12 protein-coding genes are annotated in these 17,691 nt (G+C 65.2%); 6 read left to right on the top strand and 6 right to left on the bottom strand.

The annotated features are described in order from the left end of the window. The first annotated feature begins 7 nt into the window (after nucleotides 1-7). Genes LVJ94_24380 through def form a run of 3 tightly spaced genes read left to right on the top strand, consistent with a single transcriptional unit; the run spans nucleotide 8 to nucleotide 3,711 of the window. On the top strand, nucleotides 8-2,098 hold the full coding sequence (locus LVJ94_24380; GenBank protein ID WXB10351.1) for a methyltransferase domain-containing protein: 2,091 nt from the start codon (nucleotides 8-10) through the stop codon (nucleotides 2,096-2,098). An 18-nt stretch (nucleotides 2,099-2,116) separates the two neighbouring features. Continuing rightward, on the top strand, nucleotides 2,117-3,109 hold the full coding sequence (gene corA / locus LVJ94_24375; GenBank protein WXB10350.1) for a magnesium/cobalt transporter CorA: 993 nt from the start codon (nucleotides 2,117-2,119) through the stop codon (nucleotides 3,107-3,109). 26 nt (nucleotides 3,110-3,135) lie between these two features. Beyond that, nucleotides 3,136-3,711: a peptide deformylase gene (gene def, locus LVJ94_24370; GenBank protein ID WXB10349.1), complete on the top strand. Its 576-nt coding sequence runs from the start codon at nucleotides 3,136-3,138 to the stop codon at nucleotides 3,709-3,711. Here def and LVJ94_24365 read toward each other — a convergent pair. Continuing rightward, nucleotides 3,708-4,322, bottom strand: a complete 615-nt coding sequence (locus LVJ94_24365) for a protease (protein WXB10348.1) — start codon at nucleotides 4,320-4,322, stop codon at nucleotides 3,708-3,710. The genes def and LVJ94_24365 overlap by 4 nt on opposite strands. A gap of 30 nt (nucleotides 4,323-4,352) precedes the next feature. Between LVJ94_24365 and LVJ94_24360 the strand changes: the two genes are divergently transcribed. Both LVJ94_24360 and rplC read left to right on the top strand, forming a co-directional pair. Continuing rightward, a complete protein-coding gene (locus LVJ94_24360; protein WXB10347.1) occupies nucleotides 4,353-4,892 on the top strand; it encodes a gamma-glutamylcyclotransferase in 540 nt (179 codons plus the stop codon). A 189-nt stretch (nucleotides 4,893-5,081) separates the two neighbouring features. After that, nucleotides 5,082-5,762: a 50S ribosomal protein L3 gene (rplC, locus tag LVJ94_24355; GenBank protein WXB10346.1), complete on the top strand. Its 681-nt coding sequence runs from the start codon at nucleotides 5,082-5,084 to the stop codon at nucleotides 5,760-5,762. Between the two features lie 68 nt (nucleotides 5,763-5,830). Here rplC and LVJ94_24350 read toward each other — a convergent pair whose 3' ends face one another. The 4 genes from LVJ94_24350 to LVJ94_24335 all read right to left on the bottom strand — a co-directional run bounded on the left by LVJ94_24350 (nucleotide 5,831) and on the right by LVJ94_24335 (nucleotide 14,784). Continuing rightward, on the bottom strand, nucleotides 5,831-7,318 hold the full coding sequence (locus tag LVJ94_24350) for an Ig-like domain-containing protein (GenBank protein ID WXB10750.1): 1,488 nt from the start codon (nucleotides 7,316-7,318) through the stop codon (nucleotides 5,831-5,833). A 29-nt stretch (nucleotides 7,319-7,347) separates the two neighbouring features. Next, nucleotides 7,348-8,628 (bottom strand): Ig-like domain-containing protein, encoded by a 1,281-nt coding sequence (locus LVJ94_24345; protein ID WXB10749.1) that lies wholly within the window; start codon nucleotides 8,626-8,628, stop codon nucleotides 7,348-7,350. A 309-nt stretch (nucleotides 8,629-8,937) separates the two neighbouring features. Then, on the bottom strand, nucleotides 8,938-10,467 hold the full coding sequence (locus LVJ94_24340; protein ID WXB10345.1) for a S8 family serine peptidase: 1,530 nt from the start codon (nucleotides 10,465-10,467) through the stop codon (nucleotides 8,938-8,940). 54 nt (nucleotides 10,468-10,521) lie between these two features. After that, complete coding sequence (locus LVJ94_24335; protein WXB10344.1) at nucleotides 10,522-14,784, bottom strand: DEAD/DEAH box helicase; 4,263 nt, start codon at nucleotides 14,782-14,784, stop codon at nucleotides 10,522-10,524. A gap of 107 nt (nucleotides 14,785-14,891) precedes the next feature. On the opposite strand from LVJ94_24335, the gene LVJ94_24330 reads away from it, so the two are divergent. Continuing rightward, nucleotides 14,892-16,184, top strand: coding sequence for a sigma 54-interacting transcriptional regulator (locus LVJ94_24330; GenBank protein ID WXB10343.1), 1,293 nt, complete (start codon nucleotides 14,892-14,894; stop codon nucleotides 16,182-16,184). 489 nt (nucleotides 16,185-16,673) lie between these two features. Here LVJ94_24330 and LVJ94_24325 read toward each other — a convergent pair whose 3' ends face one another. Beyond that, nucleotides 16,674-17,621 (bottom strand): helix-turn-helix domain-containing protein, encoded by a 948-nt coding sequence (locus LVJ94_24325; GenBank protein WXB10342.1) that lies wholly within the window; start codon nucleotides 17,619-17,621, stop codon nucleotides 16,674-16,676. Nucleotides 17,622-17,691: the final 70 nt, after the last annotated feature.

Below are 17,691 nucleotides of genomic sequence, written 5' to 3'. Positions count from 1 at the left end.
CCTGAGAGTGAACGACGAACTTCCCCCCTCGATCAAGGCTGCTGCCGGCACCGGTGCGAGTGCATCGGAGGCGCTTGGCGACGGCATCGAAGTGGCGTTGGAGGACGATTCTTTGCCCACGCCGATCGCCCCGCCCGTGCGCGCTGCCGCTTCGGGTGCGAGGGCGAAGTTGCGCGATGTGGACGAGGATGCGCCGGCGAGTCGCCGGGTGCGTCCGCGCATGACGCTCCGCATCCCCGACGATGAGGTGGCGCGCCCGCTGAGCGCACCGCCGCCGGAGCCGAGCCCTCCTTCGAAGCCCGAGATCGCACCGCCTCGGCTCGAGCCGCCGCCTCCGCCGCCTCCGCGCCGCACGCTGGAGACGGATTCGCAGCGTCCACCTCCGCCGGTCGTCCCGCGAAGCGAGATCCCGCCGGCGCCGACCTCGGTGCCGCGGGTCGAAATCGCGCCCCAGCGCATCATCACCATCAATGCGCCGCAGCGCGCGGATCTGCTGGCCGGCGTCGTGCCGTCGGGGAGGATCATCGCGCGCGATGGTCGCCCTCCGTCGTCCACCCCGCCCGATACCGAACCGCTTCCGTCGAGCGAAATCGCCGCCGAGCTCACGTTGGACGACGAGGTGGAGCCCATCGCCGAGGACTTCGCGCCCACGCCGCGCGATGCGTCTGCGATCGCTTCGCTGCCGACCATCTCGTTGGGCGGCGCCCCGGAGAGTGCCCGGCGTGGGCCACCGTCGAGCGTTCCCTCGCCGCCGCCACCTCCTTCGCCGCCGCTCCCGGTCATCGTCATGGACGAGCCGCCCCGTGCCATGCGGGGCAACATGGTCACCATCCCGGACAGCGACGGCGCCGTGGACATCCCCGTCGTCGAGGACGAGGAGTTCGCGCGCCCGTCGGCACCGGAGCTCTTGCCCGATGATCTGGTGAGCGTCGAGTCGGAGCCCAGCATGGAGAGGGCGCGTCCACGCATCCCTCCGCCGGCGCCGCCGGTTCCGCCGCCGGGGTCGAACCCCGCGCCGACCATGACGCCCATCGTTTCGCTGGATCCTCCCATGGTGGACAGCGGCCGATCGGCTCCGACAGGTGCCTTGGCGCCGCCGGTTCCTCCGTCCTCGGGCCCCGTGGCACCGCCCGCCTCGCCGCCGGTTCCCGCGACGACGGTAAAGCCATCGCATCCGCCGCCGTCGGGGAACTCGCCGCCGCCCGTTCCGGTCATCCCGAACCGCGGCATGTCGTCGACCCCCGACCTCGACGAGCGCGGCATCGCCTCCGTCCCCTTCGTCATCGGCCCCGCGCAGAGCGAGCTCGCGCCGCCCCCGCTCAACGATGCCTCGGTGCTGCAGCGCAAGCGCTCGCGCCCGTGGTGGGAAGAGCTCTTCAACGACGACTTCATCCGCACCATGGCCAAGCTGACCGACGCGCAAATCGCGGCGGAGGCCGACTTCATCGAGGACAGCCTGGCCGTCGCCAAGGGCGCGATGGTGCTCGACCTGGCCTGTGGAACGGGCCGCCATGCCATCGAGCTCACCCGCCGCGGCTACCAGGTCGTGGGCTACGACTTGAGCCTGTCGATGCTCGCCCGCGCCGCCGACGAGGCGCAGGATCGAAACCAGAAGCTTAACTTCGTGCAAGGTGACATGCGCGAGATGACCTTCGAAGAGACCTTCGACGGCATCTATTCGTGGAACACCAGCTTCGGCTACTTCGACGAAGACCGGAACGCGCAAGTCATCTCGCGCGTGCACCGCGCCCTGCGAAAGGGCGGGCAATTCCTGCTCGACGTGGTCAACCGCGACTTCATCGGCCGCCAAGCACCGTCGCTCGCCTGGTTCGAGGGCGAAGGTTGCGTGTGCATGGATGAGATGACCATCGACTGGATCACCAGCCGCATGCGCATCAAGCGCACCATGATGATGGATGACGGTCGCTCGAAAGAAATCGAGTACTCGATCCGCATCTACTCGCTGCACGAGCTCGGAAAGATGCTGCACGACCACGGCTTCCGTGTCGCCGAGGTGAGCGGCCGCATCGCCACCCCGGGCGTCTTCTTCGGCACCGATTCCCCGCGCACGCTCATCCTGGCCGAAAAGCGGGGTTAGCGCCTAGAGTAGTCGGCGATGCATGCATTCTTCGTCGACGGGGAGGCCGTGTCGGAAACGTCGAGCATCGACGAGGTGCGGAAGCTTCGCGCCGACGGACGGATGCTCTGGATCGATCTCGGCGAGAGCGACCGAACGACGGATCGCGCGGCCGTGGACGAGATGCTCACGGCCGATTTCGGTCTGCATCCACTGGTCCTCGAGGACATCTGGGAGGATCGCGCGCTGCCGAAGATCGAGGACTTCGAGGCCTACCTCTACGTCCTCGTTCACGGCGTGCGCATTCGCTCCGCCAAAGACGTGCACTCGGAGCTCGAGTTGCTCGAGGTCGACATCGTCATCGGGCAATCGTGGGTCATCACGCATCATCACGGCGCGGAGTGCATCGGGCAGGTGCGCCAGAGCCTCCTGCGCTCGCCGAAGAGCCTGAAAAAAGGCCCCGCGTGGGTGCTGCACGGAGTGCTCGATCATTTGGTCGACGACTACATGCCCGTCCTCGATGCCCTCGATGCGCAGCTCGACAAACTCGACGAGGCGGTCGTCCACCACGCGGGCACGCCCACCGGGCATCGCATCCTGTCGCGGTTGCTCTCGCTCAAGCGCACCTTGCAGGGCCTGCGGCGCATCTGCGTGCAGCAGCGCGAAATCCTGCTGCGCCTATCGCGCGGTGAATTCGACGAGGTGCCGCAGCAGGCGATGCCGTTCTTCCGCGACGTGTACGACCACTTCGCGCACGTGACCGATTTGACCGACAGCCACCGTGAATTGGCCGGCAACGCCATCGAGTCCTATTTGAGCATGCAGTCGAACCGCATGAACGAGGTCATGAAGACCTTGACCATGATGTCGACGGTCATGCTGCCCCTCACGTTCGTGGCCGGCGTCTACGGCATGAACTTCGAGCACATGCCCGAGTTGAAATGGCAATACGGCTACGCATTTGCCGTTGCCAGCATGGCCGCCGTGGCCATCGGCATCGTGCTCTGGTTCCGCCACAAGAAGTGGTTGTAGTTCTCCAGCGTGCTAGATCGGCCGTCATGGCCATCCGCAAGATTGCGACCCTCGGGCACCCCGTGCTGCGCCAGGTGGCGCGCACCCTCACGCGCGACGAGCTTGCTTCTCCCAAGATGCAGGCGCTGGTCGACGACCTCATCGAGACCATGCGCGACGCGAACGGTGCGGGCATCGCGGCCAATCAGGTGTACGAGCCGGTGCAGCTCTGCGTCATCCACATCCAGAACAACCCGCGCTACCCGTACAAGCCCAACTACCCGCTCACGGTCCTCGTCAACCCCGAGGTCACGACGCTCACCGAGGAGACGTTCGACAACAACGAGGGATGCCTCTCCGTGCCCAACCTGCGCGGCCAGGTGCCCCGGTTCACGCACGTGCGCGTGCGTGCGTGGAACCGGCAGGGGGAAGATCTCGATTTCGAGGTGAAGGGTCTCACCGCGGGCACGTTCCAGCACGAGATCGATCACCTGCAGGGCAAGCTGTTCGTCGATCGCGTGACCGACACGCGCACCTTGTCCACGTGGGCCGACTTCGAGCGGTTCCACCTCGCGGGCTTCGCGGAGCGCGCCCGCGCCTTGGTCGCGCGCTACGGTAGCTAGGGCGCGACGTCGGTTTCGACGGGCGCGCAGGTCATTTCCACCGGGTGATGGTTGTCGAGCGGTCGCGGGATCTCGGATTTTTGGGTGACGAGGTCCCAGATCTTGCCGCGGAACGTGATGCGGTAATGGCCGGCCTTGGAGAAGTCGTACGCGCGCGACAGATCGACGTCGGCCTCCAGGGGCTTGTTGGCCTCCAAGGTGAGGTAACTCTCCGCGCCGGGATTGCCGCGCTTCATCATCGGGCCCTTGTACGGAATCTCCGTTCCGTCTCGGACGACGGAAAAGTCGTCCCCGCGCAATCCCTCGAGGGGCGTGCGCCAATTGAGCACGTAAATGGGGTGTGCGGAGCGCGACGCGAGGCGAAAGTGCACGGTCGCCGGCTGCCCCAGTTTGATCTTTGGCTCGACGCGGATGGAGCAATCGAGCGCGTCGATGCCCGAGGGGGCTGCGGGCGCCGCGGACTCGGCGGCCGTGGGCGCGGGTGCGGACGAAACAGGGGCTTCGGCGGAGGGGGCGGCTTCCGGTGGCGTCTTGGCGCAGGACACTGTGGCCACTATACCGAACCATGCGAGAACACCGAAGGACCGCTGCCCGCTTCCGTTGGCTTTCATGCCGGAATGTTTACCAAGGATAGGAACGGCATGACGCGCGAAGATGGTGCAACTTGGTATTTCGCGTACGGCGCGAACATGAACCGGCGCATCTTCGTCGAGCGCCGGGGCATGCGACCGCTCGAGAGCGAGACCGCACATCTCGACGGCTACCGGCTCGCATTTGCCATCAAGGGCTTTGCCGTGGTGGAGCCCGCGTTTGCGACGCTTCTTCCGGATGCTGCCGGCACCGTGCATGGCGTGCTGCATCGGCTCGGCGCGGGCGACCTCGAGCGGCTCGAGAAGCTCGAGGACGAGTACGCGCGCCATGAGCTTTCCGTGGTGGGGGCCCGCTCGGGTCGCACGGTCGCGCAGGTGTACCTGGCGTCGCGTACGACCTTGGGCCTGCGCCCGTCGCGGCGGTACCTGGCGCTCCTCTGCCAGGGCGCCCGGGAGGCGGGGCTGCCCGAGGCGTACGTGGCCTGGCTCGCAGCGCATCCGTCGGTGCACGTGCCGGTGCTCTCGAACCTAGCGGGCGCGAGCGCAAAGCTCTACGAGACGTATCTCGCCGTACGGAAGCGCCAGGGCTGAAGACGCGCTTGACGTTACGGTAGGGGCCCGTATGATGCGCGGCCTTTCCCCTGCCTGACGGCGTCGGGGCCCACCTCGGTGGTTCCCCACGGTCACCCGGCACTTCGCACCGGGTTTCGACCGCTCCGAACGGAACGCCAACGGGTTTTTCTCACGGTCCTTTCGCGCGAAGAAGGAAATCTGTCTCGCATGAATACGAACCCCGGCATTTTCGGGATTAAGCTCGGCAACACGCAGCTCTTCAAAGAGGACGGCACCGTCCAGCGCGTCACCGTCGTCGAGGCGGGCCCGGTCACCGTGGTCGCCAAGCGCACGATCGAGAAGGACGGCTACTCGGCCCTGGTTCTCGGCCTGGGTGAGCGCAAGGAGCGCCACACCAACAAGCCGCTCGCGGGCTACTACAAGAAGGCCAACACGACCGCGAAGCGCACCCTCAAGGAGCTGCGCGTGAGCGAGGAGTGGGCGGCCAAGTTCGAAGTCGGCACGGTCATCAACCTCGACGAGCTCTTCAAGGCCGGTCAATTCGTCGACGCGCGCGGCACCACGCGCGGCCGAGGCTTCACGGGCGTCATGCGCCGTTGGAGCTTCGCCGGCGGCGTCGCCTCCCACGGTACGCACGAGTACTTCCGTCACGGCGGTTCGATCGGTACGAACATGACCCCGGGTCGCACGCTCCCCAACGTCAAGATGGCCGGCCAGTACGGCAACGAGACGGTGAGCATCCTCAACCTGAAGGTCGCCCGCGTCGACAACGAGAAGGGCCTCCTCCTCATCGAGGGCGCCGTCCCGGGCCCGAAGAACGGTCTCGTCCTGATCCGCCACGCGGTGAAGAAGACCATCGACGGCGGCCGCGCGCGCAAGAAGGCGTGAGTTAGCTCTCTGCAGCAGCCGAAAAACGAAGCGGGGCTCGCGCCGAAGCGGGCCCCGTTTTCGTTTGTTCAGCGATTCAGTCGCCGCAAGTGCACCACCGAGCCCTCGTACCAGGCCAAAATGGGGGCGCCACGTCCGTCGACCGTGCCCGACACCCTCGTTGAGAACCGGGGCAATGCATCAACAGGGGGCGCAATCGCGGTCCATCCGTCTCGTGTGACGTCGAGCGTGAGAAACTTGTCCGGGACTTCCGCACTGTAGTTTCGGACCGTCATGGCCGCAAAGATGTGTCCGTCCAACGCGGGCCCGAAGTATGCGGGGACGGTACGGTCCTCCATTTCCAATCGCTCGCCGCAATTGATCCAGCGGTCTCCATCGAATCGGCGAATTTGCGACCGATGTTCGTGCTTCGGCGCGCCTTCCGAAATGTCCACCAGCACGAATGGGGTTCCTGCATCGTCGACCGTGATCTGCCGGATTGTCGTGTTATCGCCAGGGGAAGTCACCGTAGGAGCAAGCAACGCCCAGCGGCCTTGCGACCAGTAACGAAGTCTGCCGCTAAACGAATCCGCGGAGTACGCAACGTACGGTGTCCCCTGGCGATCCATCGCGAGGGATATGAGTCCCACACTGGTTACTACCTCATCATCTCCATTGACGGGGCCTCCCAGCCGACTCGAATCGCTCCCATGTACCACGACGATGTCTGTGCCGCTCTCCGGTTCGGGGCGGGGGGCGGTATACGCTACAAAGCGTTCCCCGTCCTTCGTCTGCTTGACGCTGGGCGCGGTCAGGAGGTCCACCGAATATCCGGGACCGTATTTTTGCCATTTCGTGTCGAGCCATTGATCGAGTACGACATGGTTCTCCTGATCGCTAATCAGCGCAGTGAGACCTAGTTCCTTATCCAAGAAGAGACTGGGTGCGTTTCGGCTATCGATTTTTAAACGATTGTCCAGCAGTGACCACTTGCCGTTCGACTGCTGGAGTGTGTGTACAAGCAGACGCTGGTCCGGGAAGTTGACGGTGACGGTCGAACCTACGGTCACTTGCTCGCCGGGGCCCGCTACGATCATGGACGACGAGATGTCTCCTGCATCCTCCAGAGGTTGTCCTACGCGCAGCCAGAGCGGTGCCTTCCACTCCCACGGCGCAGCAACCAACCCGTTTCCCGCTTCATCACGAATATCGCCAAACCTCACGGAATAGGCGGCTGGGGCGGCAAGAGGCGCAGTCGGCTCGATGGTCAGGACGGTGCCATCCGGCGATAGGCGGACGGTCGTGGGAACCGGCACGTCGGTCTCTCCGGTATTCGCGAAAAGCGTCGCGGGAGCGGAGTCGGAAAGCCGCACACGCTCGGAGAATTTGACCTCGATGGGCTGATGCACCGAGACCTCGGGATCGCGATGCAAGGGGGTCTGCGAAAGAATCTCCGGTGGGATCACGTCGAGATCTCGTTCCGGTCCGCCTGGAGCGGCCCCCGACGATTCACACGCGATTATGGTGGCCAATGTCGCTAGGGCCAAGGTCGTACGGCTATTCCAGATGACGCTCATCACGTTCTGTCTTCTTCTCACGGTCGCGATTACCGGTTCAATCGTGCGACATGCACCTTGCGACTATTGTCGCGCCAGGTGACCACGGGGTTTCCATTCGGGTCCACGGTGGCATTTCCGGGACCCTCTGCCGAGGGCTCGGGGAACGGGATCTCGACCCATCCCGTACTGGATACCTCGAACAGGTGGTGAGAACCCCTTCCGGGCATCCAGGAATAGAGATAGGCAAGCACACGATCGTCGCGTGTTGGAGCGAAGAATGCTCGTTCAACCTTATTCGTGCTCAGCGGCGGACCGCATTCGACCCAACGAGATCCATCGAATTTCACCACGACAGTACGCTGGCGAGGCAGATGCCGATTCGAAAGTTGCACGAGCGCATAAGGCATTCCCGCGTCGTCCACGGAAACCTGGGTGACTTCGGCGTTCTCATCGAATGGATTCACTTCCGAGCCCACGGGTAGCCACCGGTCCTTGGTCCATGCCCGCACGCGCCCGTCGCCCGCCGTGGTGCGGTAGCTCACGTAAGGATTGCCGGCACGTTCGAGCGCCAGCGACTGCAACCGCGCGTCCTTTTCGGTCGTGGGATCGTTGACGGCTTCACCGACGGTGCGTTGGTCGCCGTCCCTCTGCGCTTTGACAACGATATGTGAGCCTCCGTCAGCATTAGGCGTGTCAAATGCCGCGAAGTAAACGTTGTCGCTGGCTCGGGCGGCAAAGGCACTGCCCTGATCCACCGTAATGAAGTCGTCGCCACCCATGGTGGGATACCAACTAAACTTGTCCCGCCACTCGACGATGACGACTTCATTGATCTCGGTGACGAAGACCATCGTCGGTCGACCCTTTTCGCTGATGAAGAGAGTCAATGGATCGCGGGCGGGCGTCTCGTCGATGTCCCGATACTCGCGCCAGATTCCATGTCGTGGATCGACTGTGCGTGCCCTCGGTGCCGGTGAGGTCGGGACGGGCGCGAATGCGAGCGCGACTCCGTCTCCGGGGCCCGCGGCGATGACAGGGGAGCGCCCATCGGGTTCCTCGAGAAGTTCGCCAACGGGAAGCCAACGGTCCATGGTCCAGTTCCACGGCGGCCTGACCAGCGGATTGGACTCATAGTCTCGAATATCACCGAAGTCCACCGATGCGCGTGCCGGCCCCGCGAGGGGTTGGCTCGGCTTGATGGTCATGGTGTAGGTGGCTTCTTCGTAATCGACCGTGACGGGTACGGACTTGCCTTCCACGGTAAGCTGGACCGGTTTGTCCCCCAAGACGACGGGTTCGGAGAAGGTGACTCGGATGGGTGCCCGCACCCACGCATTTTTCTCCCCGTTGGCAGGGGAGGTCCATGCGACCGTAGGGGACACCTTGTCGTACTTCGGAATTTGTCCGGGGCGGACGCTATCCGGACGTGCAGGATTCTCGTCCGAGCTGCATGCCGAAATCGCCGCAAAAATGAGGCACGAGCTGCTCACGAGCTTAAGCCAGCTTTCGATTCCCCGCACCTTTCTCACCGATTCGCTCCTCCCGTTAAGCTACGGGAGGAAGTCTTTGCAGACCTTTGAGCGAACGGCAACTCGCGACGCGACAAGCTCAATCGGTGACGCTCGAAACCGAGTGCCTTACCTGACGCTCTTGACCGCGGCGTAGGCGTCGATGATGCCGTAGCCCCAGGTGTTGTTCGGGCGCGCGGAGCCGCTTGTTCCGCAGTTTTGGGTCGACGTCTTGGGCTTGGCGGTGCTGGTCACGATGTTGGTGATCTCGGCAATGTTTCCGCGCAGTGATGGGTTGGCCGAAAGGAGTAGGGCGACTTCGCCGACGACGTGCGGTCCAGCCATCGACGTACCACTCATCACGCCGTAACCTCCACCCGTGACTGCCGAAGTGATGCTTGCGCCGGGCGCAGCCACATCCGGCCCGGAATGTCCGCTCGCCGGCTGTCCGGGGTAGGTGGCCGGGCCGCGGCTGGAGAAGCTAGAAATAGCGCCGTTTCGATGATTGTACGATCCAACGGAGAGGGTGGCATCCCAGATGGTTGCCGGTTGGTCCGTGATGGTGTTGCACCCAGAGCCCGCATTTCCCGCCGAGGCTACGAACAGAATACCTGCCGAGCCGAGTGTGCGGATGACCTTTATCAGCTCTTCTCCGTGGCATCCCTCGCTCGAAGGGCAGCCCCACGAATTGTTGATCACATCGGGCGCCTTGGACGGGTCGCCCGTGCTTGGATCGGCGCCTTGCGGGTACGGGGCGAGGAACCATTCCGAGCACTCGATGTACCTGGAGGCCGTGCCAACACCCGCGTCCATGTTGCGGCACGCGATCCATTTCGCGCCGGGTGCCATGCCAATCTGATTGCCGCCGCCATCGTCTCCGACGACGGAGCCGATGGTGTGCGTCCCATGACCGTAGTCGTCGCAAGGTGCCGCGAGGTCGGGGTTGCCGCATGGATTTCCCGAGCCCTCATGGATGGCGTCGTGCCAGCTATAGCGATGGTCAGCCGTGGTCCCGTTCCACCCGCGGTAGTGCGATTTGAGGGCGGGGTGGTTCCACTCCACGCCGGTGTCTTGACCTCCAATCACGACGCCCTCGCCTTTGATGCCGAATTCGGTCCACACGCGGTTTGCGCCGGTGGCGGTGATGTTCGAACCAATCGCCTCGACGGCTTCGGTCTGCAGCGCCTCGTCATTGGGGACGAGCTTGAGAGGGACGGGCTTGTCGATCATGATGCGATCGACATCCGAGCGGGTGGCGAGCTTGCGGAGAAGGCGAGGGGAGGCATCGTTCACCAGCACCGCATTGACGATGTGGAAGGGCCGCACCTTGGCGCCCTCTTTTGCGAGCGCATCGAGGAGAGATGACTGGGAAGCTTTCGCGTGATCGACAAGGCGTGTCTTGACGAACGCGCCACGCTCGGCGCGTGTCGCAAAACCGGCTAGGGGCGCGGTGAGATCGGCGGAGCCTTTGAGAAAGACGAGGACCGACGTGGGCGCGTGGCCTTCGACCATGGCCTCGGCGACGCCTTCCCGCAGGATCGCTTGGCCCGTTGCCGAAGTGTCGCTAGTGTCCGACGAGTCGGAAGGGGAGGAGGAGCTGCATCCGGCAAAACCTACGACGAAGGAGACTACGGTTACACCGAGGCCGAGTCGTTTCATGGTCACCACCTCCAGAATTTGGAAGCGGCCATTGTCATGAGGTATTCTTGATTGTCAATTATAGCTTGTAATGGAATTGGGCGAATCCGCGATAGGCGGATTAATCATTGGCTGATCCGTTATCAACGCGCCATCGCGAAACATGAGTGACGCACCGTGATGCGAGGGAATGCGTGCACCGGGAAGGAGAATCCCCACGAGATTGAGCGGATCGGAGGCGCGAATGCGCACCATGTCGCCTGTCCGCTCCTGGCGACGCACGCGTCGCAATGCGTCGACGGCTTCCGGAAGTGCATATTGCTCTCCAATGAATCCGGCCACGAATCGGCCGCCGCGCACCAAACCGCGCGCCTCGCGCAATCGAAGTGCGCGCACCACATGGCGCCAGGGAACGGAGAAGCTTTCGCGGGCTACGAGTTCGCGAAAGACGACGCCATAGCGGAGAAGAAGCTGCCCTGCGACGCGGTCGGCGAGTTCGTCGATCGGGGTGGTGTCGGGGGACATGCGCTCGAGGAGGGACCAGCGTCCTTGAAAGGCCCGTTTTTTACGGCGCGCGGCCGCTTGGCCCGATAGGAGCAGTTCGCGCAAGGGAAGGAAGCCGTCGCCGGCCACGAGGCCGGAACCGACGAGATCCCAGAGGGCGCCGGTGAGATCGGTGCGATCGAGCTGGGTGACTTTGGCGAGATCCTCGAGAAAGAGCGCGCCGCGGCGGCGAAGGGCTTCGAGAACGGGGGAGCCGTCGGGATGGGGCGCGGGATCGCTGCCGCGGACGGCTTCGAGCAGCCAATCGAGGTCTGCGCGCAGGGCCATGGTGATGGGGGTGGCGCGGGAAGCCCGGCGTTGAAAGTCGGGCGCGGCAAGCCGCGCACCTCCGCCGGTCCCATTGCTCGATGTCGATTTGCGCAGGGAGAGGCGCGCCCACGCGACCTCACCTTCGAGGCACAATTGATCGAGCCACTCGGTCCGGTAGCCGGCCACGCGCGGGGTGAGGACATCCTTTTCCCACGATGCCGCGGCGAGCTCGAAGCCCTGCAGCATGGCAATGGCTTCGCGCAGGCCCGCGCGTCCGCCGGAACGCGTCCGCACGGACAAGTGATGACGCTCGAAGAGGTAGCGCATGAAATCCTGCGCGCTCACCGGTTCGATCTCGCTGCGAAGCCGGTCGAGCGTGTAACGATGAATGCGCGCGAGAAGTCGGCGATCGCAGACCTCGGGCTCCGCGTCGTGCGAAGCGCCGGGCGTGAAGTGGCCGCGAAGCACCAACCCTTCCGATTCGAGCTGCCCGAGCGCAATGGCCACGTCCGACGCCTCGAGTGCCAATTGCTCGGCGAGCGCCGTAGGCCGAAAGGGGCCCATGCTCTCGATGTGACCGCGCACGGTGCGCAGGACGGCCTCGTCGTGCGTGGGCGTTTCCGTGGCGATGTGTGGCGGCAGGGCGATGTCGGGGATCGGCGCATGGGCGCCGTAAAGGGCACGGATGGCACCGATTTGTTCTGTCGCGAAGGCCAACGCGCCCGCGCGGGTCGTCACGAGTGCGGCCCTTCCGGTGCGCACGAGCTCATCGAGCCAGGCGCGGGCCTCGCCTTCGATGGGCGCGACGACGAGCCCGAGGAGGACGTCGTGCAGTTCGTCGGCGTTGCGCGGGGAGGGGCGCGCTTCCGCCACCACGCGCGCGATGGCGTCGGCATCGAGGGCGGCGAGATCGCGTTGGTTTTCCGGCAGCGTGCGGCGCAAAGAAATGGCGCGGGCACGGCGTTCCTCGAGCGGGGCGTCGTCGAGAAAGGCGTAAGGCTTCGCGTTGAGGACCTCGTGCGAGAATGGCGAGGGCTCCGTCGTGTCGCGCGCGTGCATGCGGATCTCGCCCCGGTCCATGCGCGCGAGCAGATCGTGCAGGCGCACCGTATCCATGGCCTCGAAGAGGCAGTCGTGCACGGTTTGGCGCACCAATGGGTGCTCGGGGATCTCCAATGGACCCGTGGCATTTTCCTGGCAGGCAACCTGCGCGGGGAACACCGCGGCGAGCAAATCGTCGGCGCGCATCCTTTGAATGAACGGGGGAACCTTCTTGCCATGGGAATGGCGCAAAACGGCGAGCGCGCGGCCGGCGTTCCAGCGCCACCGCGCCCCGAACATGGGGGCCACGAGGATGGCCTGCTCGAGGGTCGTGTCGAGCTGCTCGTTGCGCACGAAGTGGAAGGCATCCTGCAGCGGAAAGCTATGCATGGTGCCCATCGAGAGCACGATGGCATCGTCGGTGGCGGCGGCCTGAAGTTCGAAATCGAAGGTTTGGCAAAATCGTTTGCGCAGCGCGAGCCCGAAGGCGCGGTTCACGCGTCCGCCGAAGGGAGCGTGCACGACGAGTTGCATACCGCCCGCCTCGTCGAAGAACCGCTCGAAGACGATGTCGTCCATCGTGGGGACGACGCCGAGCGCATCGCGCTGTGCAGTGACGTATTCGGCGACCTGCGCCGCGCCTTCCTCCGTGAGTGCGCATTCGGTGGCCAGCCACGGCGGGACGTCGCGCCGGCCGTCGCGGCCGTCCAGATAGGCGACGACGTCGGCGCGAAGGCGGCTCACCTCGGCGGAGAGCTCCCAGGTGCGCGAGGGTGCTTCGCCGAGCCAAAAAGGAACCGACGGCGGGAGGCCCTGGGCATCCTCGACGCGCATGATGCCCTTGCGCGATTCGACGCGGCGGATGCGCCACGAATGCGTGCCCAGGACGAAGACATCGCCGGCCATGCTTTCGATGGCCCAATCTTCATTGACCGTGCCGACCAGGGTCTCGTCCGGATCGAGGATGACGCGGTAGTCGGCGACGTCCGGAATGGCGCCGCCATTGGTGAGCGCGATGATGCGTGCCGCGCGCCGGCCACGAAGCTGGTTGGCGACCCGATCGCGATGGAGGAGTGCGGCATTGCGCCCGAGCCGCGGTGCGACGCCCGTGGAGAGCATGTCGACGACTTCGTCGAAGGCTTGGCGCGGCAGGTCGGCGTAGGGTGCGCTCTGGCGAACGAGCTCGTAGAGCGCCGTTTCGTCCCATTCGCGCGCGGAGCATTCGGCGACGATGTGCTGGGCGAGGACGTCGACCGGAGCCTTCGGCGGCTCGATGCGATCGAGGTGCCCCGAGGCGACGCCGCGGATGACGGCGGCGCATTCGAGGAGCTCGTCGCGGGAGGTGGCGAAGAGGCGGCCGCGCGAGATGCGGCCGAGCCCGTGGCCTGCACGCCCGATGCGCTGCAGAAACGTGGTAATGGCGCGCGGCGAGCCGATTTGGCAGACGAGGTCGACGGAGCCAATGTCGATGCCCAGTTCGAGGGATGCGGTGGCCACGAGCGCGCGCATGTCGCCGGCCTTGAGGCGCTGCTCGGTGCGCAGCCGGCGCTCTTTGGAGAGGCTTCCGTGGTGGGCCGCGACGCGGTCCTCGCCGAGCCGCTCACCGAGATGGTGCGCGACCCGCTCCGCCATGCGCCGCGTGTTGACGAAGACCAAGGTGGTGCGCGTTTCCCCAACGAGCGCGGCGATGCGGTCGTAAATCTCCTTCCACTGTTCGTGGGTGGGGACGGCCTGGAGATCCGTCTGGGGTACTTCGATGCGCAGCTCGACATCGCGCCGGTGCCCTCGGTTGACGATGGCGCACGGCCGGTTCGGGCCGGTGAGAAAGCGGGCCGCCTCCTCGATGGGGTGGATGGTGGCCGACAAGCCGATGCGCTGCGGGCGCCGTCTCGTGACGGCGTCGAGGCGCGCCAGTGAGAGCGCGAGGTGGCTGCCGCGCTTGTCGCGCATGAGGGCGTGAAGCTCATCGACGATGACCGTGCTCACGTCGGTCAGCAGCGCACGCGTGCGCTCGGCGGTGAGCATCAAGTAAAGCGACTCGGGCGTCGTAATGAGAATATGCGGCGCGTCACGCACGATGGCCGCGCGTGCCGCCGGGGTGGTGTCGCCCGTACGAAGCGCGGTGCGAATGGCGGGCGGCTCGAGCCCGAGGGTGACGGCGGCCTCACGAATGCCTTCGAGCGGCATTTCGAGATTGCGCTGAACGTCGCTGCTCAGCGCCTTGAGCGGTGAGACGTAGACGACCTCGATTTTGCGCTGGCCTTTAGGGGTGGGGAGATCCTTCGTATAGGATTTTTGCACCAGCGCATCGAGGCTGGCGAGAAACGCGGCGAGCGTCTTTCCCGAGCCCGTGGGCGCGGCGATCAACGTGTCGCGGCCCGCGGCGATTTCCCGCCACCCATTGGATTGGGCTTCGGTTGGCGCATCGAACGTGTGCTCGAACCAATGGCGAACGGCGGGATGAAAGGAATCGGGCAGCGGCATGGTTGTCTTTTTTTTCGTAATGAAATCCATCACGTTATGCCGCCGCCCTCCAAAGTGCGCAACCGGCGCCGGCCGTAATCCGATGAATGTCTCGGAGGGACGTGGACATGGAAGACAAGCCGACATTGACCATTTCAGAAGGCCCGAGCAGCGGTTCGTGGGTGCTCGAGGTATGTGACAGCGCGGGGGTTCAGTATCTGCCTCTTGCCCCGGGCCGCTTCGTTGTCGGTTCGTCTCCGCAGGCTGAAATCAAGGTGTGCGATCCCGCGGTGAGCGCCCGCCATTGTTCCATCGTGGTGAGTCGAGACGGCATTTCGCTTTGCGATCTCGGTTCGAAGAACGGCACCTTCGTTGGCGGCGCTCGGGTGAAAGATGCGTGGTGTGCCGTAGGGACGAGCATCACGATTGGGCGTTCGACCCTGACATTGAGCGAGGGAGCTCGCGAGGTGGTGCTCAGCGACGGAGGCACATTTCAACCGCTCCCCGGCGTTGCGGGGAGTTCGCTGCCGATGCGCCGCATGACGGAATTCGTCCGGCGAATCGCCGCCTATCCCAATGCCGTTCTCATTTCGGGGGAGACCGGCACGGGCAAAGAACTGATCGCCCGTGCACTGCACACGGAGGGGCCGCGCAAGGAGCGACCTTTCATCGCCCTGAACGTGTCGACGCTTCCGCGCGAGCTCGTCGAATCGGAGTTGTTCGGGCATGAACGGGGCGCGTTTACCAGCGCCACGTCGCGCCGTACCGGAGCCTTCGCCGATGCCGAAGGCGGTACGCTGTTTCTCGACGAAATCGGTGAGCTGCCCGTCGAAGCGCAGCCGAAGCTGCTCCGCGCGCTCGATGGATACGAGGTGCGCCGGGTCGGAGCGACCGGCAGCGGTTACCGCCCCAATGTACGCGTGGTGGCCGCGTCCCACGTCTCGCTCGACGAGCGGATCGACCAGGGGCTCTTCCGGCGCGACCTTTACCATCGCCTCGAGGGCTTCATCGTCGACATACCGGCTCTGCGCGATCGAAAAGGAGACATCGCGGTGATTGCGCGCACGCTGCTGGCCTCCTCGTGCGCGGGCATTGGTGCGCGCACGCTCGCTCCTGGCGCGGTGGATCGTCTTTCCTCGCACGATTGGCCCGGCAACGTTCGAGAGTTGCGCAACGTGCTCCTTCGTTCGGCCGATCTGGCGTGCGACAATGCGGGCGTCATCGAGGCGGTTCACGTGGAGCGCGCCCTGAATCCACGGGCGGACTCGCGCCCCCCGCTTTCCCTCACGCCTCAGACGGCCAAAGCTTTGTTGGAGAAGCATGACAACAACATGAGCGCCGCCGCCCGCGAGGCCGGCTACCCGCGTACCTCGTTCCGCAAGGTGCTCATGGGCATTCTCTTGGAGCGCCGCAAGCGCTAACGCGCGGGGCGGGGACGGGACAACTGTCCGGGACAGGTTGCGAATCGTCCCGGACAGGCCAAGGCGCGGACCGTGTGCCGGGTTTTGCTGGGCAAGTGGGCCAATTGTCGTTTGGCACCGTCTTGGCAGAGGGCAGGGTAGGCCTCGGCGTCGCGGTGTTCCGGACGCCGCTCCCGTCGGGGCCGCAGACGATGGGTCGACATTTGGTAAGGTTGGGAGTCGACAGCTCGTCGCATGCCCGTGAACGTCGGAACCCGGCTCCTGAGGGAGCCCCGAATAAGCGGGAACAACATGTGGCGTGTGAAGGGAAGCGCCGCGGGCGCCGACCGGTGGCGGTATTCCACGTTGGGGAAGCGGCTCGTACAGAACTGACCGTATCCACCGGAACTCTTGCCCCCCTTTCGTCTGGCAAATAAGAAAAGCCAGCAGCAGAACGTGTGCGAACGCGCGGAGCGCTCGTTGACGCACGCGTTTGTCCGCCTCCCCCCGTTACCCTGTGCGTCGCAAGTCACGGACGCTGGTACGGAGTTTGCGGCGTATGAGAACGCGCAGCGTGGCGCCGTCTTCGTAGCCCACCAGGCGGGCGACGTTGTCGACGTTGTCGCGCGTGGTCCGCAACAAGTGGGCGGCCCGCTCGAGACGCAGATCCTGCACGAAGGCAATCGGCGACCGTCCGAGCACCATGCGGATGCGCCGTTGGAGCGTGCGCTCGCTTGCTCCCACGGCGCGCGCCGCCCGCGCGAGATCGAACGACTCGGCGATGTTCCGGCGCGTCCACGTTTCGAATCGCTTCACGAGCTCGTCGTCGTGGGCAATGTGCCCCGGCGCAATGAAGGGCGCCTGAGAAGCTCGATCCTCGACCAAAAGGTGGCGCGCCACCAGATCGGCCAGGCTCGGACTGCGCTCGCGAATCACCGTGAGCGCGAGATCGACGTGCGCAAGCGCTGCCCCCGCCGTAAGCGTCCCGCGGTCTGCGACGACCATCTGATCGTGATCGAGCTCCACCGAAGGAAACTCCCGCCGAAACGCCGGACCGAGCCACCAGCTCGTCGTCGCGCGATGGCCATCGAGCAGCCCCGCGCGCCCGAGCACGAACGTCCCCGTGCACGCCGCCGCAATGCGCACCCCATGCGCGTGCCATCGGTTGAGCAGCACGATCGCGTCGGCCACATCGGGGCGCGCCAACGCCGCCACGATGGTTTCCGGCTGCTTGCACGCCAAGGCCGGCAGCACCACGAGATCGGGAGCGCGGTGCGGCTTCGGCGCCAATGGCACCCCGAAGCCCTGGTGCGTGCGCACGCCGGCCCGCACGCCCACGCATCGGACATCGTGCCGCGAACACTCGCCGGCCAACTCGTTTGCCGTCTCGAGGGTATCGAGCACCGCCGACAGCCCCGTGTCGAACACGTCCTCCAGAACGAGCACCGAAATCTTCATGGCGTAAATGATACGATATGTGGCGTTTCCGCCACTGCCGCTTTTGGCCCGCGCAGCCTACTTTCTCGCC

This window comes from Sorangiineae bacterium MSr11367, assembly GCA_037157805.1.
In the GTDB taxonomy this organism is placed as follows: Bacteria; Myxococcota_A; Polyangia; order Polyangiales; family Polyangiaceae; genus Pendulispora; species Pendulispora rubella.
This window is presented reverse-complemented; position numbering and strand designations above follow the sequence as displayed.